The organism is Streptomyces nodosus, from assembly GCF_008704995.1.
GTDB lineage: Bacteria > Actinomycetota > Actinomycetes > Streptomycetales > Streptomycetaceae > Streptomyces > Streptomyces nodosus.
The window spans coordinates 2,418,021-2,441,987 of sequence record NZ_CP023747.1 but is presented as its reverse complement, the minus strand read 5'-3'; the positions used below and the strand labels follow the sequence as shown (position 1 = coordinate 2,441,987).

The window sequence follows — 23,967 nt, the reverse complement described above, 5'->3', positions numbered from 1 at the left end:
TCACCCCGTCAAACATGATCCTTCGTACAGCCGGGCGAGTCTAACCGGCGCCGACGACAGCCGTGCCCGGAACCGGCGGTACCGTGCCCCGACCGTCACCGCGCCCCTCCCCGTCGCCTCGGATCCCGCCGCGGCCGGCCACCGGCATCTGCCGGGTGCGGACCCACAGCAGAGGGGTCGGCTGCGGCTGTGCACGGCGCGGCAGCAGCGCCTGCTGCAGGGTGACCGGGCGGGTCGCCTCGTGCGGCCGGGCCTCCGGCAGCGGTCGTGCCTCCGGCGCCTGTTCCGGCCCGGTTGCCCCCTGTTCGGCCGACGCCGGCCGGGCACCCGGCCCCGCCGCCGGCCGCGGGCCCGGCCCCTCGGGCATCTCCACCCGCGCCATCCCGCACCGCACCGCGCCCGTCGCATACGGCAGCCGCAGCGCCCCCTCACGGGTCCACAGCCCGGCGCCCGCCAGCCAGCCCTCCGGGGCGGCGAGTTGGTGGACGCGACGGTCCGCCGGGCGCCACAGCCCGATCCAGCTGCCCGTCGCCCCGTCGATCCGCAGCGCCACCGCACAGCTCTCCGGTGTCAGCGCCTGCCCCGGCTGCACGGCGAACGGGGTGACCGGGTCCTCCAGACTCAGACAGGAGGGGAAACGCACCGGTCGGGCGCTTCCCAACACCCCCCAGCCGAGCCGCTTCCGGCCCGGCGAGGGCGCATCGGAGCGGATCAGCAGCAGCCCGCTGTCCGGATCCGCGAGCAGCAGCCGGTCGTCGCTGCCGTCCGTGATCTGCAGCAGCGGCGACACCTCCCCGCCCCGCCCCAGATCCACCACCACCGTCTTGGTGGGACCCTCGTCGGGGGTGCGGTCCAGGGCCAGCATCCGGCCGGCTCGGTCCAGCCACACCCCGCCGGAGCAGCGGCCCGGCACCTTCGCCAGCAGCTCGGGCCCCTGTGCCCCGCCCGCCACCAGCCATACCGCCGTGGACTCCCGCCCCACCGCGAGCGCGTACGCGCGGTCCCCCGTCGGCGCGGGCGGCAGCAGCCTCAGCAGGATCTCCTCCCGGGGGCACTCCACCGCGCCCAGCGGCAGCTCCCCCGTCCCGGGCCCGGTCGGGTACAGCAGCGAGAACACATGCCGTCCGTCCGCGACCCGGTGGATCAGCACCCGCCCGTCGGCCATCGGCTGCACCTCGGTGCCGGGATCCTCCGGCTGGTTGCCCGGCAGCGGCACGGCGTACGGCTCGGGGCTGTCCAGGGTCCAGCGCTCCGGGTACCAGCACTCACCGTCCCGGGCGAGGCGCGCGGCGTAGGACCCGTTGGCGCTGATCACGCACCCGGGCCGGTCCGCCCGCTCGTTCCGCTCGTTCCCGTCCGACACGGCGGCCGTAAAGGCGCAGACTGTCATCGCTCGGTCACCTCCCGCGACGACGGTAGTTTTCGCGGACAGGGGCGTGACATACGCGGACGGTCGCTTCACACATACGGGTGTCGGTCCCGCGGTTCGCCTGAGGAGACGGGGGCGGGTGTGCTGGAGGAGGGGCGCACGGCCCCTCGGCGCACGACCCGGGACGGTCCGGGCCGCCGTCCGGTCCGGCTCCGCGGCCCACCCCGCCCGGTCGAACGGCCCGCGACCGAGGGGGCACGGACCCGGGCCAGGTAGCCTTTTCCCCGTGCCCCGTCTGTCTGAAGTCATCGCCGCGCTGGAGACCCTGTGGCCCACCGAGCGGGCCGAGTCCTGGGACGCGGTCGGCACGGTCGTCGGCGACCCCGACCAGGAGGTCTCCCGGGTCCTCTTCGCCGTCGACCCCGTACAGGAGATCGTCGACGAGGCGGTGCAGCTGGGCGCCGACCTGCTGGTCACCCACCATCCGCTCTATCTGCGCGGCACCACGACCGTGGCGGCCTCCACCTTCAAGGGCCGGGTCGTGCACACCCTCGTCAAGAACGACATCGCGCTGCACGTCGCCCACACCAACGCCGACCGCGCCGACCCCGGTGTCAGTGACGCCCTCGCCGGCGCGCTCGACCTCAGGGTGGTACGCCCCCTGATCCCGGACCCGACCGATCCGGAGGGCCGCCGGGGTCTCGGCCGCGTCTGCGAGCTCGACCACCCGCTGACCGTCCGTGAGCTGGCCGCCCGCGCCGCCGAGCGGCTGCCCGCCACCGCGCAGGGCATCAGGGTGGCCGGCGACCCCGAGGCCCAGGTGCGCACGATCGCGGTCAGCGGCGGCTCCGGCGACAGCCTCTTCGACGACGTCCGCGCGGCCGGCGTCGACGCCTTCCTCACCGCGGACCTGCGCCATCACCCGGCGTCGGAGTTCATGGCGGACCGCGCCCACGGTCCCCTCGCGCTGCTCGACGCGGCGCACTGGGCCACCGAGTGGCCCTGGTGCGAGCTGGCCGCGACCCAGCTCGACGAGATCTCCGACCGTCACGGCTGGGGCCTTCGCGTCCATGTCTCACCGACGGTCACCGATCCCTGGACCGCCCACGCGGCGTCGTCCCACCCCTCATCCACCACCCGTACGAGGAGCGCCTCACGCGTGTCCTCCGACACCCCTGGAGCCCCCAACTGAACGCCGCGCCCGCCGACCAGATCCGTCTTCTCGACGTCCAGGCCCTCGATGTGCGCCTGCAGCAGCTCGCGCACCGGCGGAGGACCCTGCCCGAGCACGCCGAGATCGAGTCGCTGACCAAGGACCTCACCCAGCTGCGCGACCTGCTGGTGGCCGCGCAGACCGAGGAGAGCGACTGCGCCCGCGAGCAGACCAAGGCGGAGCAGGACGTGGACCAGGTGCGCCGGCGTTCCGCCCGCGACCAGCAGCGGCTGGACTCCGGCGCGGTCACCTCGCCGAAGGATCTGGAGAACCTCCAGCACGAGATCACCTCGCTCGCCAAGCGGCAGGGCGATCTGGAGGACGTCGTCCTTGAGGTGATGGAGCGCCGCGAGTCCGCTCAGGAGCGGGTCACCGAACTGACCGGGCGGGTCGAGTCGGTGCAGTCGAAGATCGACGACGCCACGGGGCGCCGGAACGCGGCCTTCGAGGAGATCGACGGCGAGGTCGCCTCGGTGACGAAGGAGCGCGAGGTCGTCGCGGGCGCGGTGCCCGGTGACCTGCTGAAGCTGTACGACAAGCTGCGCGAGCAGCAGGGCGGCATCGGCGCGGCCAAGCTCTACCAGCGCACCTGCCAGGGCTGCCGCCAGGAGCTGGCGATCACCGAGCTGAGCGAGATTCGCTCGGCCGCCCCCGACACCGTGATCCGCTGCGAGAACTGCCGCCGCATCCTGGTGCGCACCGCCGAGTCGGGGCTGTAAGAGGCATACGGCGTGCGGGAGTTCATCGTCGAGGCCGACGGCGGCTCCCGGGGCAACCCGGGGCCCGCGGGCTACGGCAGTGTGGTGTGCGACGCCGTGACGGGGCAAACCCTGGCGGAGCGGGCCGAGTTCATCGGGACGGCCACCAACAATGTCGCCGAGTACCGGGGACTGCTGGCCGGGCTGCGGGCGGCCCATGAGCTGGACCCGACCGCAAGGGTCCATGTCCGTATGGACTCCAAGCTGGTGGTCGAGCAGATGTCGGGCCGCTGGAAGATCAAGCACCCGGACATGAGGCCCCTGGCCATGCAGTCCGCGGCGGTCTTCCCGGCCGGGCAGGTCACCTACGAGTGGATCCCGCGCGAGCGGAACAAGCACGCGGACCGTCTGGCCAACGAGGCGATGGACGCGGGGACCGGGAAGGCGGCCGGTACGGGGGCCGGGAGGCCGAAGTCCGGCGGCGCGGGGAGCCGGAGGCCCGCGGTCTCCTCGGTGGCCGAGCCTCCTGCCGGAGCCGGAGCCGGAGCCGGAGCCGGAGCCGGAGCCGGAGCCGGAGCCGAGGTCGAGCCCTCGGCCAGGACCGGTGCCGGGAGCGGTGCCGGGAGCGGTGTCGGGATCGGCGCGGGTGCCAGGGCCGACGCCGATGTGCGCGCCGCCCGTCATGTCGCCTCCGCCCCGCCCGATCTCGGCACGCCCACCACCCTGGTGCTGCTGCGCCACGGCGAGACCCCCCACACCCCGCTCAAGCGGTTCTCCGGCAGCGGCGGCGACGACCCGGCCCTGTCCGACGTGGGCCGGCGTCAGGCCGGGCTGGTCGCCGGTGCGCTCGCCGCGCGGGGCACCGTCAGGGCCGTCGTCTCCTCGCCCCTCGCGCGCTGCCGGGAGACCGCCGGGATCGTCGCCGCCCGCCTCGGGCTCGAGGTGAGCGTCGAAGAGGGGCTGCGCGAGACCGACTTCGGCGCCTGGGAGGGCCTGACCTTCGGCGAGGTCCAGGCACGCCACCCGGAGGACATGAACGCCTGGCTGAGCGACCCGGAGGCCGGGCCCAGCGGCGGCGGCGAGAGCTTCGCGGCCGTCGCCGAACGGGTCGCCGCCACCCGGGACCGGCTGCTCGCCGCCCATACGGGCCGCACGGTCCTGCTGGTCTCGCATGTCACGCCCATCAAGACCCTGGTCCGTCTCGCCCTCGGCGCGCCTGCCCAGGCCCTGTTCCGCATGGAGCTGTCGGCGGCCTCCCTGAGCGTGGTGGCGTACTACGCCGACGGCAACGCCACCCTCCGTCTGCTCAACGACACGTCCCCTCTGCGCTGAGCGGGCGGCGCAACTGTGCCGCCTCCCGGGCGAGTCGCTCGATCCGGGCCCAGTCCTTCGCCGCGATCGCCTCGTCCGGGAGCATCCAGGTCCCGCCCACACAGGCGACGTTGGGCAGCGCCAGATAGTCGGCGGCGTTCGCCGGGCCGATGCCGCCGGTCGGGCAGAACCGGGCCCCCGGGAGCGGGCCGGCCAGCGACCTCACATAGGCCGTGCCGCCGGCCGCCTGCGCGGGGAAGAACTTCATGTCCCGTACGCCGCGTTCCAGCAGGGCCATCACCTCGGACGCCGTGGACACCCCCGGCAGGAACGGTACCCCGGACGTCCGCATCGCCGTCAGCAGGGTGTCCGTCCACCCCGGGCTGACCAGGAATCGCGCACCCGCCGCCAGACAGTCCGTCACCTGCTCCGGGGTGACGACCGTGCCCGCACCGACCACCGCCTCCGGGACCTGGCCCGTGATCGCCCGGATCGCGTCGAGCCCGGCCGGGGTGCGCAGCGTCACCTCCACCGCGGGCAGCCCGCCGGCCACCAGCGCCCGGGCCAGGGGCACGGCATCGGCGGCGTCCGCCACCACGGCCACGGGGACGACGGGGGCGAGATCGAGGACGGAGACGGTGGACGGCGACGGTGGGAGCGGTGAGGCCATGGACTCATCCTGCCGACCAAAAGCGGTGGGGACAAAGGGTGTTGCACGGACTGCAACGCCCCGTCCCGCCCGCGCGGCGGCCGGGTGTCTCAGTGGATCTCCGTCACCACCACGTCCAGCGACCACGCCTTCCCCGGCCCGGCCGGCGCCTCGGCCTCCACCAGGTACCCCAGGTCCCGCAGCGCCACCACCAGCTCGGCCGGGTTCTTCGGGGCGGCCCCCGCCGTCAGCAGACCGCGGACGATCCGCCCCTTGGTCGCCTTGTTGAAGTGACTGACCACGGACCGCTTCTCCACCCCGTCCACGATCCGGGAGTGCAGCACCCGCACGGTCGCCGTCCGCCCCGCGACCTCGCCCCTGGGCTTCCAGGCGCTGGCGTACGCGGAGGAGCGCAGGTCCAGCACCAGTCCGTCGCCGGCCGCCTCGGGGAGGACCGAGGCCATCGGCGTACGCCAGTGGGTGCCCAGCGGTCCGAGGCCGGGCAGCTTCACGCCCATCGAGCAGCGGTACGAGGGAATGCGGTCCGTCACCCGGAGCGCCCCCCACAGGCCCGAGAAGACCAGCAGGGACCGACCGGCGCGCCGCCTGGCCGCGGGGTCCAGCGAGGCCAGGTCCAGGGCGTCGTACAGGACCCCGGTGTAGATCTCCCCGGCGGGCCGCGTCCCCGCCGTCCGCAGCCCGGCGTTCTTGGCGACCTCGTCGCGCAGGCCCTCGCTCAGCCCCAGCACCTCGCGCGCCTTGCCCTCGTCGCCCGTGCACAGCTCCACCAGCTCCCCGAGCACCGCCTCACGCGAGGCGGCCAGGCCCGGCAGCGACAGCGACTCCGGCCGCAGCGGAGCACCGCGACCGGAGGGCGCCTTGCCTTCGGACGGCGGCAACAGGACGAGCACGGATTCTCCTTGGGGCCGAGAGGCGGGGTCCGCGTCAGGTTACGCGGTGCCGTCGGGGCGGTCGCGCCGGTGTGCGGCCCTGGCCCGCGGCCCTCCCCGTCGTGTCTGTTGGTGCTAGTGTCATTAGCACCATGTTGTTGAGGCTGAACGTTGCGGACAACCGCCCCCTGCACGAACAGGTGGCGGCCGCCGTCCGGCGGGCCGTCGCGGAGGGGGAGTGCCTCCCGGGGGACCGGCTGCCGTCGGCGCGGGAGCTCTCCCAGGCGCTGGACGTCAATGTGAACACCGTGCTGCGCGGCCTGCGGACCCTGCGCGAGGAGGGCGTGCTGGAGTTCCGGCGCGGCCGGGGGGTGTCCGTGGCCGCCGGGGCGGACGGGCGCTCGGTCCTGCTGGACCGGGTACGGGAGCTGGTGACCGACGCCGCCCGCCTCGGGTACGGCAAGACCGACCTCATCGAGATGATCGGAGAGACGTCGTGAGCGAGCGAGTGAAGCACGGGGGCGGGGCGTCCTGGGGGGTCGCCGGGTGGTCCGCCGGAATACTGGTGCTCCTGGTGGCGATACCGCTGGCCGCCGAAGGTCGCCTGCCGCAGCGGCTGGCGACCCACTGGAGCGGTGCGGGCGAACCCGACGGATCGATGCCCCTGTGGGGTGCGGTGCTCGTTCCGGCCCTGTGCTGGCTGGTGGTGGCCGTGGGCATGGTGATCCTGGGCCGGCGGACGGACGCGGCACGGGAGTGGGTGGCCGTCGTCCTGGCGACCGGCTTCCTGCTCGTGGGCGCGCAGGCCGCCATCGTGCGCGCCAACCTGGACCGGACCGACTGGCACGAGGCCCGGTCGATGTCGGTCTGGCTGGTGGTGGGCCTGGGGGTCGCCGCGTGCGCGGCGGGGCTGATCACCTGGCTGTCCGGGCGTCGTCCCCGGACCCCGCGGGAGGCGGCGACGGACGGTCCGGTCATGGACCTTCCCCAGGGCCAGCGGCTGATGTGGTTCTCCCGTGCCGCCAATCCGTGGATACAGGGGGCGTCCGCGGCGACCGGCCTGGCGACGGTGGCCGCGGCCCTCGTCGCCGTGACCGGGCTGACCGGCCCGTCCTGGCGGCTGATCGTGCCCCTCGCCGTCACCTCGGTCGTGCTTCTCGGCTGTGGCTCCGTGGAGGCGCGGGTCAGCGAGCAGGGGCTGAAGGTCGCCTTCGGCCCGTTCGGCCTGCCGGCCCTGCGCTGGTCCCTGAAGGACATCGACTCGGCCCGCTCCGAGCACCGCACGGCTGCCCAGTCCGGCGGCTGGGGCTACCGGCTGGGTCCACGGGGCACCACGGTGATGCTGCGCGGCGGGGAGTGCCTGGTGATCCGCGCCCGGGGCAGGGACTTCGCCGTGAGCGTGGACGACGCCGAACGCGGCGCCGCACTCCTCAACACCTGGGTCGCCCAACGCGCCTCGCGCTGAGCGCGCGTCCCGCCGACGCCCTGACCGCCCCGCCCTCACCGGCCGCTCTCACGGCCGCCCCCGCCGCCTCGCGCCGAGCCCGGCAGCCTCCGCGCCCGCGACCGCGGGACCGGCCGGCGGAGCGAGGCGGACCAGGTGCCCGGTACCATGGTCCACACGGCAGACGAGCCGGGCGGACGGCCGCGTGGAGCCCCCTGGGGCTTCCCGAGGAACGTCCGGGCTCCACAGGGCAGGGTGGTGGCTAACGGCCACCCGGGGTGACCCGCGGGACAGTGCCACAGAAAGCAGACCGCCGGGGATCTCGGTCCTCGGTAAGGGTGAAACGGTGGTGTAAGAGACCACCAGTGCCCAGGGTGACCTGGGCAGCTCGGTAAACCCCACCCGGAGCAAGGTCAAAAGGAAACACCCCGGTGTTTCTGCGCGGACGTTCGAGGGCTGCCCGCCCGAGTCCGCGGGTAGACCGCACGAGACCGGCGGCAACGCCGGTCCTAGATGGATGGCCGTCGCCCCGGGCTCCGCGAGGAACCCGGGGAACAGAACCCGGCGTACAGCCCGACTCGTCTGCCGCTCTTTGTTTTCGCTGGTCAGAGCCCATGTTCACTTGTTGAACAAACTGGCCGGGTCGAATCCGGGTCGAATCCTGGCCGTGCAGGTGGGTGACAACGTGGCGATGTACGCCGCGTATTGTTGACTCTGTCCAACCTATAAGGGGATGGATGGGGCCTATTGGGCGCCTGGTCGGGTGTGAGGGCAGTTGACAGTCCGCAGACGGCGAGTCGAGAGGGCCCAGGCATACTCGAAAGTATCGTCCGGCGTGTCTCCGTATGCGCGTTGTGTATGGGCGTGCGGGGTTGGCGGTCCACCCCACCTGTGTTTATCGCGCTCGCCTTGCGCATTTCCACGAGCCAGGTCCTTGCCGGTCGCCTCCTGTGTGGCCGATGCCTATGTTTGGCACGCACTGGCGCTCCCGGCTACTTCGGCGCCGTCAAGTTCGCGGTCGAGGTCAGAGCGGGCATCGACTTGGGCATCGGCCTTGAGCGAGGTGCCTGGGATCTCGCTGATGGCGCACGGGCCTGACGCGAAGAGACGCTGATAGGCGGCTTTCCTGGAGGTCGAAGCCGTTGGCGCGGTCGACGGCGTGCCTTGTCGCAGCCGATGTGCTGGACATGCCGGCCGGGGGTTATTCGCTTGGCTCCGCCTGTCCCCGGCGTCGATCCTGATAGCCGCTAGAACGAGGTGCCGAGAGCCGAGCCCATGGTCGACGGTACATGCACGACAGGAGCACCGATGGACGCCGGAGACTACCTCGCCCAGCAGATCGAGGCCATGCGGCAGATGCTCGCCGACACCGAGCCTGTCTCCCTGCGGACCAGCTATCTGGCCGATCCGTCGGCCGGTAACCCGGTGCTCCAGGGATCGACCGCGACGGCTCTCGTGCCTCGCTGGAACGAACGCTCCAGTGGATTGTGGGTCCCCGCTTCCTTCCAGGAACCGGCGCCGATCGATCTGACCGCGGTCTACCTCACACCGGAAGAGATCTTCGGATTCCAGCTGCCCGCCGACTACATCCGGCGCCAACTGCAGCGCCTTCCTCTGGAGGGGGTTCTGCGCTTTTGCGCCCTGGCTCTCAACGCCTTGGCCGTTCCCGGCGCATCCGTCAGCGAGGTCGACCAGCAGTTCGCCGATCGGCTGTTCAAGGAGCCGATCCGCGGGCGGGTTCTCAACCTGCTCCGGGACGAGACCCGCCGACTCCTCGTCCCCCAGGCCTTCATGCTTCTGGCCCGTATGGCTATGGAAGCCTCGCCGGACACACTGCCGGAAGGCACATGCCAAGGCGACGTCCTGGGCGCCTTTTTCGCCGTCGTGCAGACGACGGGAGTGCTCCCCGACTCCGGTCCGACCATCATCGGCGACCGGCCGGGCACTCTGGGCCGTGAGATCATCGCCAACCAGCACTTCAACCACAACTGGTCCGTCGCGGGATTCCTGGCCCGCTATGCGCGCCGCTGGCTGCAATTGCCGGCCGAGCACCGGGGTGAGCCGGGCATTGTCGACCTCGGTGAGGTCTACCGGGACTGCACGGGCATCCAGTTCGAGTCCCTGGCGGCCGTCGCCGGCTACCTGTGGATGGTCACCGCGTCCGGTCGTTTCGTCATCGAACTGGGCGAACTGACCGTCCTGGACATACCCTCCGAGCAGGTCGAGGCGGTGCTGGCGCTGATCAGCACCGACCTGTCGGGTATGCGCGAGGCGGTGCGCAGTCAACAGCCCGATCAGCGCACCGAATGGGCTTTCGACCCCTTCCAGCAGTGGCCGGTCCTTCGCCTGCCCGAGGGCCGGCTGCTTGTCCTCGACCCCCGCCACCTGCTCAACCGTGCCTTCGGATGGCTGCCGATCTGGGACATCAAGTTTCCGCCGCCGGGGCACACCAGGCCCGTCGGCCACCGCAAGCTTGCGGCTCGGGCCGAGTCGACCCTGCGTCACCTCAGCGAGGTCTACGTCAGCGAGGTTCTGCACCGGATCGTGGGCGACGAGGGCACCACCCGCCGGGTCTACGACGACGCCGAACTCAAGGCCGCCTACACCGCCGAGGGCCAGCGCATCGCCGACGCCGCGATCGACTACCCCGGCACCTGGATCGTCATCGAGGTCACGACCTCCCAGCTGCGCCGCGAAGCCGCCACCGCCGTACCCGGCGAATCACAGATCGAGGACATCGACAAGCTCATCGAGGAACTCGACCAGATCGACGCGACCATCGCGGCACTACGCCGCGACGAGGCCGCGCTCACCGGCACGTCGGCTCCCGCTGAGCGCCGCTACCTGCCCCTGCTCGTGCTGCCTGAGGGCTTCCCCGTCAACCCGGTAACCCTCACCGTCATCCGTGAACGCGCCCGGGCGCGCGGGCTGTTGCAGGCGCCGGACACCGATCCGGTGGAGATCGTGGACATCGAAGAACTGGAAATGATCGAAGGCATCCAGGAGGAGTCCGGCCCCGGGATGCTGGACATCCTGCGCGGCAAGCAGTCCGGCGGGCTGCGCATCGCCGCCGTACGCGACCACATCTTCCACGTTATGCGACTTCATCCCCGCCGACCCGCCCGGCAGTCCGAACTGCTGGACGCGGCGCTGAAGCCGCTCGCCGACGCCCTGCCGCGCCCGCCGCATGGCGGCACTGTCACCGACCACAACCGCCCACGAGGCTGACCATCGCACACCTGACGGAACATCAACACTACCCGCTAGACGGCAGGGCGTACGCGGTCTTACGCGAACCCGGGCCTCCGTCAGCCGGTCTGCTCCTCGACGCCGTCCTTAGACGTCGTCTCATTTGGGGTGATCGGTAGTCTGGGCTTGTGCTGATCGTGGAACGCTTGGTGCCGGATGAGCTGTACGACCTCTTCCAGCGTGTGGTGCCTCCCGCCCCCACACGCCCACAGGGCGGGGGTCGGCGACGGCACGGTGACCGTGAGGTCCTCGCGGCGATCATCTTCGTCGCCACGACGGGTTGCACCTGGCGGCAGTTGCCGCCGGTCTTCGGCCCGTCAGGACCGACCGCGCACCGGCGTTTCACCGAGTGGTCCGCAGCTCGGGTGTGGGCCAGGCTGCACCGGCTGGTCCTCGACGAGTTGGGCTCACGCGGCGACTTGGACTGGTCCCGTTGCGCGATCGACTCGGTGAACATGCGGGCCCTGAAAGGGGGGAGCTGACAGGTCCGAATCCTGTAGACCGAGGCAAGGGCTCGAAGATCCACTTGATCACCGAGCGGACCGGATTGCCCCTGTCCATCGGCATCTCCGGTGCGAACCTCCACGACAGCCAGGCGCTCGAGCCACTCGTACGCGGGATCCCGCCGATCCGCTCCCGCCGCGGCCCGCGCAGGCGACGGCCCGCCAAGCTCCACGCGGACAAGGGGTACGACTACGACCACCTGCGCCGATGGCTCCGCATGCGCGGTATCCGGCACCGCATCGCCCGCAGAGGTATCGAGTCCTCCACACGACTCGGCCGGCACCGTTGGACGATCGAACGCACCATGTCCTGGCTCGCTGGCTGCCGTCGCCTGCACCGCCGCTACGAGCGCAAAGCGGAGCACTTCCTGGCCTTCACCGCGATCGCCTGCACCCTCATTTGCTACCGCAGACTCACCAAATGAGACGACCTCTAAGGGCTTGCAGATCAATAACACGTCGTCTTGATCTTGTTGGGGTCGTCGCTCTGGGCACGGACGCGGGCTTGGAGGGTGGCGAGGACAGCGGGCGGGCTGACCGCTGGTGGGATGACGACGCCGTGTGCCTTGAGCAGTCTCCTGATCTTCAGCAGGGTGCGGTGCATGGCGGTCCGGCTGCTGCCGAACAGCACGGCGAGGGGTTCTGCGGCCAGGGAGACCCGCAGGTGGAGCACGGCCGCCAGGACCTGGTTGGGGAAGTCGAGCCGGGGAGGACGGCCACGCTTGACGCCGTCGGACAAAGACTCGGTCAGGTCGTTGAGTTGCTGTCGGGTCATTCCGGTCAGGGCGGGATCGGAGAGCAGGCTCTGGTCCCACTCCGCCGCCAGCGGCTGCGGGGGCCGGGCCACCGCAATGGCCGGGCATGGCCGCGGGTGCAGGGCATAGTTCCATTCGCCGTGGAAGAGGTGGCGGGTCAGTGGCAGGGCCGCCATCTCCGCGTCATCGACGGCGACTCCGGTCGGGTAGGTGTTGGTGTCCAGCTCCGCCATGACGCGCAGGCCCGTGCGGGTCGTGGTGGCGGCGATGGACTGGACGATGACTTCGTGGCTGGTCAGCGGGCGTCCGCGCCAGTTCATGGTGATGTGCGAGAACAGCCGGTGCTCGATCTTGTTCCACTTCGACGTGCCCGGAGGCAGGTGACAGACCGTGATCGTCAGCCCCATTTCGGCGGCGAGGCGGGCGAGTTCGAGCTTCCAGGCCCGGGTCCGGTAGCCGTTGGAGCCACCAGCGTCGGCGGTGATCAGCAGCCGTGTCGCCTGCGGGTAGGCGGCTTGTCCCTGGCCGGACCACCAGCGGCGGATCGATTCCACCGCGAATGCGGCCGTGTCGTGATCGGTGCCGACGTTGACCCAGCCGGTGTTCGCTGTGACGTCGTAGACCCCGTAGGGGATGGCCTTGCCCAGCTTGGGGTCGGCGAAGTCGTGGACGTTCACCGGCGCCGGATCACCGGCCGGCCGCCACTGCCGGCCGCTGTTCTTGAATTCGCCGACGAGTTCCTTCTTCTTGGCGTCCACGCTGATGACCGGCTGCCCGGCGTCCCGGTGCACGCGAGCCTGTTCGTTGAGATAGCGGAACTGGGCGTCGCGGTCCGCGTGCCGGCCGCCCTCCAGCGTCTTGGCATTCGCCTGCAGACTGAAGCCCTCCTCCTGTAACAGGTCGGCGACGGTGTCCGCACTGACTTTGTGCCCGGCCCGGGCCAGTTCCTCGGCGAGGGTACGGGTCGACTTCACCGTCCACCGCAGCGGCGACATCGGATCACCCCGCTCGTCCGGCTCGACCAGCGCCAGCAGCGCGGGCCGCAGCCCCGGATCGAGATCCGCGACTCGTTTGCGGCCCCCGCCCGGTCGCCGCACCCGGCCCAACGGCTCCTCGCCGGTCTCCAACTCCAACACGCCCTTGCGGACCGTCGTCTCACTCACCACGGCGGCCCGCGCGACGGCCCGGACCCCGCCATGCCCCAGCACCCGGGCCTCCGCTCCCATCATCAGCCGCCGCTGCCGCTCGTCCAGATGTGGAAACAACGCCGCAAACTTCACAGTGAGTTGGGCTTGAGCCTCATCCGAGTTGCGCATACCACACCAACGAGCTCCAGAACGGGAAGCAACACCTTGATGATCTGCAAGCCCTAAAGGCTGTCCCGTAACTGTGGTTGCGGGGCAGCCACGGCCTCGTCAACTGCTCAGGTTCTTCCACAGATGCCGCTCGTCCAGGGTTCCGAACCGCACGTCTCCGCGTTCAAGGTCGACGAGGATGGGCCAGCAGTCCAACAGCTGCTGTCTCACATCGCGCGAGGCCAGATACTGCACGGAGTTGTAGGGCACGATCAGGAACCCGTTGCTCTCACGGACCCGCTCTGCATCGATGGCCAGTGGCGGCTCGTCATCACGCTGGCTCTGCGCGAGAAACGCCACCGCAAGCTGCAGGGCTTCGTCCTGCTCCATCATCCATCTCCAGTCCTTCGGCTCGACGGCGGCACCCTAACCGGCCTGGGATGATCGCCGCGTGGCTGGTGTGATCACGGCGTCGGAGCCGTCCTGGATAGCTCCATTCACCGGACTGAGCCCCCGAGCCTTGCGGAAGCTGGTGACGGTCTTGCGCCGCCAGGGCGCGGACGCTGTCCGCAAGGGCCGGCCGTGGAGCCTCCCCCTGGAGGACCGGGCACTGCTGGTCGCGGCGTACTGGCGCACGAACCTCACGATGCGCCAGCTCGCCCCGCTGTGCGGGGTGTCCAAGTCGGCAGCGGACCGCATCATCGACCGCCTTGGGCCGATGCTCGCGCTCCAGCCCCGCAAGCGGTTCGCCAAGGGCACCGTGCTCATCGTGGACGGCACCTTGGTCCCGACCCGGGATCACGCCGTCGCTGAGCGGTCGAAGACATCTCATGTCGTTGGTTGGTCAAGGAGATGTTCAGGCAGCAAGGTCCACAGGCGGCGCGAAGGCGCGATCGGGGTCGAACAGCGCGCGGTGCCGCAGACAGTGGTAGAGGCAGCCGAGCAGTTTGTTGAACAAGTTTCTGAGAGCTGCGGTATGGCGTTCTCCACCAGCTCGCCGTCGGTCATAGTGGGCTCGTGGAGCCTGCGTTCGGAGGGCTGCAAAGGCCCACATGTGCCCGGCTGAGGCCAGTCGTTGGTTCTTGACGGTCCGGGCTACGACTACGTGGCTTCGACCGGAGGCTCGCGTAACAGGTGCAGCTCCGGCGTATGCCTTCATGGCTCTGGCGTCTGCGAAGCGTTCGCGGTCATCCCCGATCTCGGCGAGGACACGTGCCCCGGACAGTACAGACAGCCCCGGGAAGCTCGTGATGATGTCGGCATCCGGATGCGCGAGGAATGCTTCCTCCGTCGCCGCCGCGAGCTGAGTGACGCTGAGGCAGGCGGCGTCGACCTGTCGGATGAGCGCGACTGCCTGGTGCCCCAGAGCCTGTTCGACCTGCGGCAGTTGCCGCAAGTATTCGGCGCGGAAGGCTGTCCGAAGCCGCTCGACCTCGGCTTCGATTCCACAGCCTGGACGCTCGCCGCGCTTGAGCAGCGCGCGCAGCTGGCTGCGGGTCAGCCTGGCGGCGTCGGCCGGCGTGGGCGCGGCAGTCAGGATCACGCGGGCGCGTGGTGAGCCGAGTCCCGGCTTGCCGGTTCCGTGGAAGGCGGCGAGGGCGGCTGGGTAGTACTCGCGCAAGTGTGACCGGAGCCGGTTGATCATCTGCTGCCGGTCCCAGATCGCGTCCTGGTGTGCGCGGGCCAGAACAGCGATGGTCTGTCCGGCCTCGCTGTCGTCGGGCAAGGGACGGTGGGCGTGTCGGTCGGTCCGCAGGATGTTGGCCAGAACCCGGGCGTCCGCTGCGTCGGACTTGGCTCGGGAGACGCTGCCGCGATCGCGATAGCGGGCTGCGGCCAGTGGGTTGATCGCGTAGATCTGACGGCCGGTGGCCCGCAAGCTGGCGACGAGGAGCCCGCGCGGCGTCTCGATGGCGACAGGAATCGGACCCTCTGCGGTGTCACCGTGCCGGGTCAGAAGCTCTGTCAGCGCGTGGAAGCCGGCACTGTCGTCGCTGATCCGCAGCTTGGCCACCTGGGTTCCGTCCTGGTCGACCAGGGCTATGTCGTGGTGCCCCTCCGCCCAGTCGATGCCGCAGAAAATCTTGCTCAACCCTGTACCTCCGTATGAATCTGCAGGTCAGTCCCACGCGGAGCACGCGGCGATCTAATAGAAGTGCTCCAGGCACGCCATCTCATGAGCCGTTCGTGTCTCCAGCGACCGACAGGGACCTCGGTCTGCTGGAGAGCTCATGGGCTCGCGAACTGCTGAGAGGTGGCCCCTGTCGGCGGGCTGAGGACATGAAAGCCGGTGATATCCGAGCTCCTGCCGGGCGGGACCGGTCTTAGACGAGAGATCAAGGTCCCGGAACTACCGAAGGTCTCCGCCCGGCAGGGCAAGGCGCGAGGCGGAGCCAGTTTGACAACGGGGATCCAGTCCCGGAACGGCAGCAGGCTTCCGCCTCGCATGGCACCCCTTGCACTCACGTGCTCGGGGCCACCGATGACCTATTAGCAGGCTTCCGCCTCGCATGGCACCCCTTGCACTCACGTGCTCGGGGCCACCGATGACCTATTAGAACTACCGGTACTCCACCAACCACCAGGTCGTCATCGACGCCGACACCCGCCTGGTCGTCGTGGTCGGCCGGCCGCTCGCCGGTAACCGCAACGACTGCAAGGCATGGGAGGAGTCCGGCGCCAAGGCCGCCGTCGGCAAGACCATCACGATCGCCGACGGTGGCTACCCGGGCACCGGACTCGTCATTCCGCACCGCCGCGAGCGCGGCCAGACCGAACTTGCGGACTGGAAAGAGGAGCACAACTATGCACAGCTGTTCATGGTCCGGGAGAAGTCGCACGGGTGGTGTCGCTGTGTGCCACCACGCGAACCGTCACCAGATCCCCGACTCCTGTCCCTCGGTATGCAGATTCGACGCCTCAGAGAGGGCCGGGGATACAGTTTGGAACAGCTCGCGGAGCGTAGCGGGTTGAGTTTCCGCGGACGCATCTATATCGAGCATGGGCAGCGCAGCCCTAGCGTGCTGACGCTTCTGGACATTGCCGCTGGGCTCGATGCGGAGCCGGGAGAGCTTGTTAACCACATCGCCGGGGAGGGTGTCGGCGAGCCCGGACCTCCGTAGTCCGGACCGGCTGTCGAGCGTTCGTGATCGTCCACGGGCCGTCGTGAGGGCGTAGGCGCCGTTGATCGTCGTGTTTCCTTCGAGGGTCCGTGCAGGCGGTGTGCGCAGCAGGTGCCCGCTGGCAGGTATGCCGGCCATGAGAGTCCACCCTCTCCTGCTGTCGCGCGGCAATGACGGTTCTGCCTCGTCGTTGGGTTTTGCTGGATCTGACGTGTCCATTTCTGGCTTTGGGAGCTGATTCTCCTAGCGAGACACGCGTGTCATGTTTAGTCGTATGATGCGTCAGAACCGCGCACGGGTGGGGCACTTGAGGCGGTTGTAGCCGCCTGTGCCAGCCAGGGCGCGGGCCTCATTGCTCGGGGGACGTCGTTGTACCTTGCGTGCCTGTACGCAGAGAACTTCCGGGTCTTCGGTTCGACGCCGCAGAAGAACGGCGACGCGGACGCCAGTCTGAGCCTGGAGTTCGGTCCCGCCACGAACGTCCTCGTCGGCGAGAATGACAGCGGCAAGACGGCCATCATTGACGCGATCCGTTTGTGCCTGCTGACTACAGCGGCTGACTACTACCGGATCACGCGCGACGACTTCCACGTCGGAGTGGGGGGCCGCGCGGACGCCTTCAAGATTACCTGTGGTTTCAAGGACCTGACGACGGAAGAACAAGGGGTCTTCCTGGAACTTCTCACCACAGACGATGACGGGAATGTCGCGCTCTATGTCACCGTCAAGGCGGAGCTCATGGATCCGCTGCGACCCCACCGTGTTGCGGTGACCACGCGTACCGGCCGCGAGGGGCAGGGGCCGGCTCTGGACGGTGCAGCGCGCGAGCTGCTGAAGGCTACCTACTTGCGCCCCTTGCGAGACGCTGAGGCCGAACTGCGCTCCGGCCGGGGATCCCGGCTCTCACAGATCCTCGCCGGCTATCCGGCCATGCGAGAACAGGGCGAGGACGATTTCGATGAAGTGAAGGGCACCGCCAGCACCCTGGTCGGCATCCTGCGGCGGGCAGAACGGCACATCAGCGACAACGAGGCGGTGAAGGCCGCCCGCAACGACATCAACACCGGCTACCTGGAGAAATTCTCCATCGGCTCCGACGTCCTGCGCGGCGAGATCGGCGTCGCCGGAGATGCCACCCTCGCCCGTGCGCTGGAACGCTTGGAGTTGACCCTGTTCGCCGGTACGGGGGAGTGGACCCGACATGGCCTGGGCTACAACAACGCCCTGTTCATGGCAGCCGAGCTGCTGCTGCTCGGCAAGAGTGCCTTCGCCCCGCTGCTGCTGATCGAGGAACCCGAAGCCCACCTCCATCCGCAGCTCCAGACCCGCATCATGGACCTTCTGCGGGACCGCGCCGAGACTGCCAAGACGGCGGGGGCGCCCCCGGTCCAGGTCATCCTCACCACCCACAGTCCCAACCTGGCCTCGGCCATCCCGGTCGAGCACCTCACGCTCGTCGCCCGCGGGTCCACGTTCCGTCTGGCGCCGGGCCTGACCCGCCTCGACGAGGGCGACTACGCCTTTCTCACGCGCTTCCTCGACGTGACCAAGGCCAACCTGTTCTTCGCCCGCAGCGTGGCCATCGTCGAGGGCGATGCCGAAGCCATCCTGCTGCCCGCTCTCGCACAGGCGCTCGGACAGTCCTTCAGCGAATGCGGTGTCAGCATCGTCAACGTCGGCGGTGTCGGCCTCTTCCGCTACAGCCGGATCTTCCAGCGCGACGGTGAACAGGTCCCGGTCGCGGTGGCCTGCATCCGCGACCGGGACCTTGTACCCGCCGGCACCTCGGAGGAGATGCGCAAGAAGCTGAAGTGCTCGGCAGAGATGACCGAGCAGCAGATCACCGATCACGTCGCCGCGCTCACGGCGGAGGACAGCGGCCACGTGCGCACCTTCGTCTCCGACCACTGGACGCTGGAGTACGATCTGGCCGCCGCCTCCTGGACCATGGCGACCCTCATGCACCAGGCCGTCCGCGCCGCCGTCGCCTCCAAAACCACCTGGCCCACCGCAGCGAAGCTCGCCGACCTGGATCGTGCCGCGCAGGTGGAAGTGACGAAGTGGCGAGAGAGCAACGTGCCCCTGGAAAAGGCGGCCTTGGACATTTATGAGCCGCTGCGCATGAGCCGGGGCAGCAAGCCGATCGCCGCCCACCACGCGGCCCGGCTCCTGCAGACCACGACCGTGACCGAAGCTGATCTGCCGCCCTACCTCGTGGCCGCCTTCACCTACCTGTGCAGCGAGGTCTGAGCGATGACGCCCCTCTACGCACCCGACGTCTTCATCAAGGACAAGGTCGAAGCCCTCGCCCAGCAGCTCGGCCTCGAACTGCCGCACCAGGAACAGTGGGACTTCATCCAAAGCGCTGAGCGCCTGGACCTGCAAGCAGCCCCCGGATCTGGCAAGACCAGCCTGGTCGGACTCAAACTCGCCCTGCTGGGCCAGGGATGGAACTCACCAACCCGCGGCATCTGCGTCCTGTCCCACACCAACACGGCCAAAGACGAGATCAGCAGCCGCCTCGCCATCACACCGGCCGGAGGCCGACTGCTGCAGTACCCGCACTTCATCGGTACGATCCAGGCCTTCACCAACACCTTCTTCGCCCTGCCCGCCCTCCGAGCCCGCGGCGTCGAAGTCCAGGCCGTCGACGACGACACCTACGCGGCCGCGGCCCTGCGCCTGCTGGAACGCCACCCCGCCTTCCGCACGCTGAACACCTTCCTCGGAAAGCGCCGCAACGGTCCCGCACTCGTGTCGGAAGCCCGCTACGTATGCGACGCCGGAAAGCTCACCCCGACCGGACCGGACGGCACCCAGCCGTTCAAGCCCGACACCCCCAGCGGCCGGCAGTTCGTGGCACTGAAGGAGAAGCTCACCGAGCAGGGCATCTTCCGCTACCACGACATGTTCGCCCTCGCGGAGCACCACCTCACCCACTACCCGCAGCTCGCCGAAGCAGCCGCCCACCGCTTCCCCTTCGTCCTCCTGGACGAAATGCAGGACACCAGTGACCTTCAGCAGCGCCTGCTCGACAGGGTCTTCGGCTCCCCGAGCACAGTCGTCCAGCGAGTAGGCGACGTCAACCAGCGCATCTTCACCGACGGACCCAGCGTGGCCCAGCCGTCGTCGTTCCCACTGCCCCACGCCGCCCAACTTCCCGTCAGCCGCCGGTTCGGCAGCAAGGTCGCCGCACTCGCCAGCGACCTCACCATCCACCGCCGCCAGCGCATCGACGGCGCCGGCCACGACGGGACCATCGCCCTCCTGCTCTTCGACGACAACACCGTCAGCGAGGTCGTGCCGGCCTTCGAACGCATGGCAGCAGCCACCATCCCCCGCCCGCTGCTGCTCGACAGCCCGCCCCGCGTCCTGGGATCCCGCCTCACCCCCGGCGGCGCGAAGGCCTTTCCCCAGTCCGTCTCCTGCTACGTGCCCGGCTTCACCACTGTGCCCAGCCAGGCAATCGGCAGTCTCATCACATCGGCACGCACCGCCCAGGCACACCGGCAAGCCGGCGACAACCACGCAGCCGTCACACTCCTGTGGAACGCAATCCGTGCCGTGGCCCGGCTCGCCACCTCAGGCAGCCTGCCCCCATTGAGACGCCTGGACCGAGACCCGGCCACCGCCGGAGGCAGGACACGCCTCCTCCTGCACGACATGCTGACGAGCCCCCTCGACAGCCACGCCGAGTGGGCAGTCATCACCGCCCGGCTGCAGCGCCTGCTGCCCGACCTGACCCAGAGCCCCCTGAAAGGGGTCGCACGCCTGACCGACCCCCTCGCCCACGTCCCCTGCGCTGACCAGCCAGCCCCAGTGCCCGAAGTGCCGGCGGATACGGAACACGGAGTAGTGCCGTCAGTTGCGGGATCGATCCAGAGCGCCAAGGGCGAAACTCACACGGCGACGCTCATCCTCGAATGCCTGGAACGCAGCGGAAAGAAGTACGACGTACACGAGGTCCTCGGACTGCTGAGCCAGCAGCAGGACGCCACCAAAGCCCTGGTCACGGTGCAGCGTGCGGCGCAGCTCGTCTTCGTGGGCGCCACCCGCCCCACACATCTGCTTGCCTTCGCCGCGCACCGCACAAGAGCCGAACCGTACTCCGAAGCGATGACGGCTCGCGGCTGGACTGTTCACGACATCAAGGCCCTTTGAGCGGCGCACTCCTGCAGTGGACTCAGCCTGGCAGCAACTCGCCGGTATTTACGAGGGAGGGCTGTGACCGTGGTTACGGTAGGGCACCTCGTCCGGATGCAGCCGTAGCCTGGCCAGTCGCCACGCGGCGTCCGAAGAGATCTCGTGCTGGCGGGTCCTGCGGATGCGGCGAGCGAGCAGGCTGGTGCGCGGTGCCAGTAGCCAGCGCAGCAGGTTCAGGCTCACTCCGCTTCCTCGGCGGCGGAGATTTCCTCGGCGAGTTGCCGGTGGCCGAGAGTGGTCATCGCGCTGCCCAGGATTTTCAGGAAGTCGCGTGCATTGTCTTCAGTGAGCTTGTTGATGAACGTGTGCAGTGTGTGGGCGACGAGAATCCAGCGGGAATCTGGGTGCCATTCATGGATCTGTCGTACGAGCTCTTCGGGATCGCTTCTCTCAGGTGGGCCGCCCAGTCGGGGGGAACGCTGGATGAGCGCGTACAGGCGTGCAGCGGACGGGTTCGCGAGCAGCTCGTTGCGGAGGAACTCCATGCGGGCGCGCGCTTGACGGCGGTCCATTTCGTCGAGCTCGAACTCGTGGCGGGCTCGTTCCATAAGACGTGCGCCCTCCGCTGCGTCGTCGTCGACGCGCAGGGTCGCGCTGATGTTGAGTAGTTCAGCACCGTCGCGAGTGAAGGGTAGTTGGTCACATAGAGCCGCTGCGAGTTCCTGCTCCGCCGCAGCGACGCGGAGTACTGATTCGCTGCCCAGATGCTTTTCCACCAGGAGGCGGGCAGCGCGGCTTGCTGCATGCCGGGCGCCAGGGTTGGTCGGCCCCTGCGCAGAGTGACGCCATTCGACGCGGATGACTGCATCGAATGACAGACCTGCATCACGACTTGCCGGCCGATCATGAAAGACGGATGTCCACGTCTGGCTGGTGGACTCGGAAGGGTGGTTGCGGCGCGTGCGGCGTCGCATCATGCGGATTCTTTTTCGCTGCCGACTTGAGTCAGAGTCTGCTGGAAGGTCTCGATGATGCCGTCGTCGAGCAGCTGCGCGAGCTCGGTGTACACGGCACGGTGAGCCTGTCCGGCGGATGGGAGCTCGATACGGCCTGCCGATTGTTCGAGCGCGGCGGCCTTGGCCCATTCCCGTGCGGTCGCCCGCAGCCGGTCGCGGGCGTTCTCGCCCGATGTTCCCGTCGGGTCAGTGAGCTTCACCGCTGTGCTGAAGATCTTCAGTACGTCAGCATGGACGTGCGGATGGCTGAGCGCCGCATCCAGCCACAGACACACGACCACTGATGCCTGACCATGCCTTTCGAATCCCTGCGTACCCTGGAGGAGGGCTCGCCAGCCGACGATGAGATCGGCAACAGGGGCCGTGAATTCCGCTTCGTCGCTATGGGGGAGGAGGGCGGGGAGCGTAGGAGCATCGGGGTGTGTCGACTCGGCCAGAGCCCTGAAGGCTGCCTGCCCAGCTTCCCGTTTGGTCCCGCCGTCTCTGCACCAGTCGATGACGTAGCCGAAGAGAGTCCGGCGCGCGCTTGGATCACTCCACAGGCCGTGCACGGCTTTTTGGAGCGCTTGACGCACTTCCTCATCTCCTGAGCCAGCCGCATGGCGCAACCGCCGCAGCGCCTTGCCGGTGTAGAGGACGCCGAACTCGCCAGCACACACCTCCACCGTGGCCAACTGCTGCGCGGCGTTGTCGGTCCTGGCCCACTGCAGCAGCATTTCGTGGATGTAGGAGCCGCTGGCGGTCTGCAGGCAGGCTGATGTCAGGAGTTCTACCGCCGTTGTCCAGAGCGGTGTGTTGTGCCAGCGCCAGACCAACTGGCGCAGGGGTTCTTGCCGGCGATGGCGTACAGCCCACCGTAAGGCGAAGCTCCCGATGCGCTCGGCCATCGCCTGCCGTTCTGCGTCGGTGAGTGTTTCGAGTGCTGCTTTGGGCTTCTTCAAGGGGGCATCGGCCAGCCACTCCAGGAATTTCACCCGTGACAGGGGCCGGTCCACCCAGAAGTACTCCAGTGCCGCGTCGTCCCATTCAGGGCGATTGAAGGTGATGGTGTCGTCGGCCTGCAGTTCGGCCCCGATCGAGTCGACCATTTCGATGACGCCGGGATCCTGCTGTCCCTGCAGAGAGGGGTCACTATCCCCGAAGACGGAGGCCAAGGCCGCCGTGCTGGCGTAGACGTGCGCCACGGATGCTCCACGCAGGGTGGCGCAGGCCAGGAGGAAGTTGCGCTGGAAGCTCGTACGGCCGGACTCCTTGTGCCAAGACAGGAGTTGGGGACGCCAGTTGTTACGAGCCGCGATGACGCTGAGGGCCTGTCGGTCGAAAGGCGTGTTGGCGCCGTTCTTCCGTTTACGCGCCAGAGTCTCCAGGTTGGGCAGGCTGCTGTCGCGGGCATGGTGCGCGTCCAGAATGAGGCTGACGATCTCCAGGGCCTCCACCGGGGGTTGCCCGTTCAGCAGGGCGACGATGTCGTCATCGGTCAACCATTGTTCGACCGGTAGGTCAGGTGGCCCCTCCGCGCTCAGCCACTTGCGGGCGATCTCCAACGGCGATGGCGCTCCCAAGGAGGGTTTGATCCCGTCAGGTGCACTGCCGCCTACCCGGCGCCACTGTTCGGGTGTGGTCAGCACTACCAGCCGGGCGCTGCGACGTTTCAGCGTGTACTGCAAACGCTCGATCGTTGCACCGAACGTGCTGGCCACCTTGAAACCGTCCTCATCGGGCGGGAGTTCGAGCAGGTAGCCGCGGTTCTCCACCTGAGGCAGGCGACGCACGGGGAACTCCAGACCACCGCCGAAGCCGAGCGGACCCACACGCACGGCCGGGAATTCATGACGCAACTCCGCGAGGAGCGCGCACGCGGTGGCCGTGCGACCTGTGCCCGGCTTCTGAGCCAGCACCACAACAGAGCCGGGGTTCCGCCACCACTGATAGATATCGTCGAAAGAGTCGCCTCCCTCCGGGCGCACATAAACGGTGCGGAGCGCATCAAGGTAGGTGTCTGAAAACTCGTTATGGTCAAGCGGGTTCTCGAAACTCGCGTTGACTTTAAGAGCATTCATTTCGCCCAGGTTGAGCAGAGCCATCTGCCGAAGACGCTTAATGGCCTCCGTGTCCAACAGAGACTTGAGACGCTCCTGCAGTTCGTCATCCAGGTGCACGCGCGCGTCCGGAGATTCCATTTCCGGTGTATGCGGTGCGTCCGTAGGGTTCAGTGCACCGGAATTTTCCCAGGATGGACCTTCAGACTGCTGGCCGGTCTCGTGAGGAAGACCCAGTCTGTAGTCCTGCTGATCACTCACCCCTACCCCC

The 23,967-nt window shown here is 69.0% G+C and carries 18 protein-coding genes, 1 other RNA gene and 2 pseudogenes; 13 read left to right on the top strand and 8 right to left on the bottom strand.

Annotation, left to right across the window (positions count from 1 at the left end):
- Nucleotides 1-40: 40 nt before the first annotated feature.
- On the bottom strand, nucleotides 41-1,390 hold the full coding sequence (locus tag CP978_RS11075) for a hypothetical protein (protein ID WP_227745351.1): 1,350 nt from the start codon (nucleotides 1,388-1,390) through the stop codon (nucleotides 41-43).
- 265 nt (nucleotides 1,391-1,655) lie between these two features.
- On the opposite strand from CP978_RS11075, the gene CP978_RS11070 reads away from it, so the two are divergent.
- From CP978_RS11070 to CP978_RS11060, 3 genes are read left to right on the top strand one after another with little or no spacing between them, the layout of a single operon-like run.
- Nucleotides 1,656-2,561: a Nif3-like dinuclear metal center hexameric protein gene (locus CP978_RS11070; RefSeq protein WP_043439905.1), complete on the top strand. Its 906-nt coding sequence runs from the start codon at nucleotides 1,656-1,658 to the stop codon at nucleotides 2,559-2,561.
- Nucleotides 2,558-3,301 (top strand): zinc ribbon domain-containing protein, encoded by a 744-nt coding sequence (locus CP978_RS11065; protein ID WP_043448410.1) that lies wholly within the window; start codon nucleotides 2,558-2,560, stop codon nucleotides 3,299-3,301. Before CP978_RS11070 ends, CP978_RS11065 begins: the two co-directional genes overlap by 4 nt.
- 12 nt (nucleotides 3,302-3,313) lie before the next feature.
- Nucleotides 3,314-4,612 (top strand): bifunctional RNase H/acid phosphatase, encoded by a 1,299-nt coding sequence (locus tag CP978_RS11060; RefSeq protein WP_043439903.1) that lies wholly within the window; start codon nucleotides 3,314-3,316, stop codon nucleotides 4,610-4,612.
- On the opposite strand, the gene eda is transcribed toward CP978_RS11060, so the two are convergent.
- Together eda and yaaA are read right to left on the bottom strand one after the other, a co-directional pair.
- Complete coding sequence (eda, locus tag CP978_RS11055; protein ID WP_043439900.1) at nucleotides 4,587-5,261, bottom strand: bifunctional 4-hydroxy-2-oxoglutarate aldolase/2-dehydro-3-deoxy-phosphogluconate aldolase; 675 nt, start codon at nucleotides 5,259-5,261, stop codon at nucleotides 4,587-4,589. The genes CP978_RS11060 and eda overlap by 26 nt on opposite strands.
- A gap of 89 nt (nucleotides 5,262-5,350) precedes the next feature.
- Nucleotides 5,351-6,151 carry a peroxide stress protein YaaA gene (gene yaaA, locus CP978_RS11050; RefSeq protein WP_043439898.1) on the bottom strand — a complete coding sequence of 267 codons (801 nt, stop codon included), beginning with the start codon at nucleotides 6,149-6,151 and terminating at the stop codon, nucleotides 5,351-5,353.
- 131 nt (nucleotides 6,152-6,282) lie between these two features.
- On the opposite strand from yaaA, the gene CP978_RS11045 reads away from it, so the two are divergent.
- The 5 genes from CP978_RS11045 (at nucleotide 6,283) to CP978_RS11025 (ending at nucleotide 11,751) form a co-directional block, all read left to right on the top strand.
- The gene (locus tag CP978_RS11045) at nucleotides 6,283-6,630 is read left to right on the top strand and encodes a GntR family transcriptional regulator (RefSeq protein ID WP_043439895.1); all 348 of its coding nucleotides are present in this window, start codon (nucleotides 6,283-6,285) and stop codon (nucleotides 6,628-6,630) included.
- Entirely contained in the window at nucleotides 6,627-7,595 is a 969-nt protein-coding gene (locus CP978_RS11040) for a DUF1648 domain-containing protein (RefSeq protein ID WP_227745350.1), read from the top strand. Before CP978_RS11045 ends, CP978_RS11040 begins: the two co-directional genes overlap by 4 nt.
- Nucleotides 7,596-7,759: 164 nt before the next feature.
- Nucleotides 7,760-8,159, top strand: an RNA gene (gene rnpB / locus CP978_RS11035) — RNase P RNA component class A.
- Between the two features lie 723 nt (nucleotides 8,160-8,882).
- Nucleotides 8,883-10,802, top strand: a complete 1,920-nt coding sequence (locus CP978_RS11030; protein ID WP_043439890.1) for a hypothetical protein — start codon at nucleotides 8,883-8,885, stop codon at nucleotides 10,800-10,802.
- A 158-nt stretch (nucleotides 10,803-10,960) separates the two neighbouring features.
- Nucleotides 10,961-11,751, top strand: a protein-coding gene (locus CP978_RS11025) for an IS5 family transposase (RefSeq protein ID WP_227745620.1) whose coding sequence is annotated in 2 segments (ribosomal slippage) — nucleotides 10,961-11,293 and nucleotides 11,296-11,751 — 789 coding nt in all. Because the reading frame shifts where the segments join, the coding sequence is not laid out codon by codon here.
- Between the two features lie 23 nt (nucleotides 11,752-11,774).
- Here the strand turns inward: CP978_RS11025 and CP978_RS11020 are convergent.
- Nucleotides 11,775-13,397 (bottom strand): ISAzo13 family transposase, encoded by a 1,623-nt coding sequence (locus tag CP978_RS11020; protein WP_150478200.1) that lies wholly within the window; start codon nucleotides 13,395-13,397, stop codon nucleotides 11,775-11,777.
- Between the two features lie 99 nt (nucleotides 13,398-13,496).
- Nucleotides 13,497-13,769 (bottom strand): YrhB domain-containing protein, encoded by a 273-nt coding sequence (locus CP978_RS11015; protein ID WP_043439889.1) that lies wholly within the window; start codon nucleotides 13,767-13,769, stop codon nucleotides 13,497-13,499.
- Nucleotides 13,770-13,827: 58 nt separating this feature from the next.
- Between CP978_RS11015 and CP978_RS11010 the strand changes: the two are divergent.
- A pseudogene (locus CP978_RS11010) lies at nucleotides 13,828-14,199 on the top strand (transposase family protein); the annotation flags it as partial.
- Nucleotides 14,200-14,232: 33 nt separating this feature from the next.
- Here CP978_RS11010 and CP978_RS11005 read toward each other — a convergent pair.
- Nucleotides 14,233-15,468 (bottom strand): IS110 family RNA-guided transposase, encoded by a 1,236-nt coding sequence (locus CP978_RS11005; protein WP_043439886.1) that lies wholly within the window; start codon nucleotides 15,466-15,468, stop codon nucleotides 14,233-14,235.
- A gap of 466 nt (nucleotides 15,469-15,934) precedes the next feature.
- On the opposite strand from CP978_RS11005, the pseudogene CP978_RS11000 reads away from it, so the two are divergent.
- From CP978_RS11000 to CP978_RS10985, 4 genes and pseudogenes are all read left to right on the top strand, one after another.
- Nucleotides 15,935-16,180 (top strand): annotated as a pseudogene (locus CP978_RS11000) (transposase); the annotation flags it as partial.
- A 15-nt stretch (nucleotides 16,181-16,195) separates the two neighbouring features.
- A complete protein-coding gene (locus tag CP978_RS10995; RefSeq protein ID WP_227745619.1) occupies nucleotides 16,196-16,498 on the top strand; it encodes a helix-turn-helix domain-containing protein in 303 nt (100 codons plus the stop codon).
- A gap of 369 nt (nucleotides 16,499-16,867) precedes the next feature.
- A complete protein-coding gene (locus CP978_RS10990) occupies nucleotides 16,868-18,748 on the top strand; it encodes an ATP-dependent nuclease (protein ID WP_043439881.1) in 1,881 nt (626 codons plus the stop codon).
- Nucleotides 18,749-18,751: 3 nt separating this feature from the next.
- Nucleotides 18,752-20,659 (top strand): UvrD-helicase domain-containing protein, encoded by a 1,908-nt coding sequence (locus tag CP978_RS10985; RefSeq protein WP_043439878.1) that lies wholly within the window; start codon nucleotides 18,752-18,754, stop codon nucleotides 20,657-20,659.
- Between the two features lie 221 nt (nucleotides 20,660-20,880).
- Here CP978_RS10985 and CP978_RS10980 read toward each other — a convergent pair whose 3' ends face one another.
- Entirely contained in the window at nucleotides 20,881-21,618 is a 738-nt protein-coding gene (locus CP978_RS10980; protein ID WP_227745349.1) for a hypothetical protein, read from the bottom strand.
- Entirely contained in the window at nucleotides 21,615-23,957 is a 2,343-nt protein-coding gene (locus tag CP978_RS10975) for a hypothetical protein (RefSeq protein WP_227745348.1), read from the bottom strand. The genes CP978_RS10980 and CP978_RS10975 overlap by 4 nt, the downstream gene beginning before the upstream one ends.
- Nucleotides 23,958-23,967: the final 10 nt, after the last annotated feature.

Excerpts from the sequence above, each read along its gene's own strand:
- CP978_RS11015 (WP_043439889.1), bottom strand. The coding sequence starts at position 13,769 with ATGATGGAGCAGGACGAAGCCCTGCAGCTTGCGGTGGCGTTTCTCGCG.
- CP978_RS11020 (WP_150478200.1), bottom strand. The coding sequence starts at position 13,397 with ATGCGCAACTCGGATGAGGCTCAAGCCCAACTCACTGTGAAGTTTGCG.
- CP978_RS11075 (WP_227745351.1), bottom strand. The coding sequence starts at position 1,390 with ATGACAGTCTGCGCCTTTACGGCCGCCGTGTCGGACGGGAACGAGCGG.
- CP978_RS10980 (WP_227745349.1), bottom strand. The coding sequence starts at position 21,618 with ATGATGCGACGCCGCACGCGCCGCAACCACCCTTCCGAGTCCACCAGC.
- CP978_RS11045 (WP_043439895.1), top strand. The coding sequence starts at position 6,283 with ATGTTGTTGAGGCTGAACGTTGCGGACAACCGCCCCCTGCACGAACAG.
- CP978_RS10985 (WP_043439878.1), top strand. The coding sequence starts at position 18,752 with ATGACGCCCCTCTACGCACCCGACGTCTTCATCAAGGACAAGGTCGAA.
- eda (WP_043439900.1), bottom strand. The coding sequence starts at position 5,261 with ATGGCCTCACCGCTCCCACCGTCGCCGTCCACCGTCTCCGTCCTCGAT.
- CP978_RS11030 (WP_043439890.1), top strand. The coding sequence starts at position 8,883 with ATGGACGCCGGAGACTACCTCGCCCAGCAGATCGAGGCCATGCGGCAG.
- CP978_RS10995 (WP_227745619.1), top strand. The coding sequence starts at position 16,196 with ATGGTCCGGGAGAAGTCGCACGGGTGGTGTCGCTGTGTGCCACCACGC.